1 protein-coding gene is annotated in these 221 nt (G+C 38.0%); it reads right to left on the reverse strand.

The features are described from left to right. On the reverse strand, window positions 1-221 hold a 221-nt coding region (locus HMPREF9441_RS18225; protein ID WP_216593524.1), incomplete at both ends, for a pyruvate kinase alpha/beta domain-containing protein.

Raw genomic sequence — 221 nt, forward strand, 5'->3', positions numbered from 1 at the left:
ATCTACATAGCCTTTTTCATTGGCTATATGGTTAATATCCTCTATAAGCTCGTCAGTAGAGACAAAACGATCATAATAGAAAGTAGTAACTCCCCACAAAAGGTTCAACTGAGTAAGCAAACGTCTATTTGAGGTGAAGATAAGTATGTGCGAATTAGGACGGTATGATGAAATACGGAATGCCGCATAACCACTATTCGTTAGCGAGGTTATTACTTTGG

It is taken from the genome of Paraprevotella clara YIT 11840, assembly GCF_000233955.1.
Classification (GTDB): domain Bacteria; phylum Bacteroidota; class Bacteroidia; order Bacteroidales; family Bacteroidaceae; genus Paraprevotella; species Paraprevotella clara.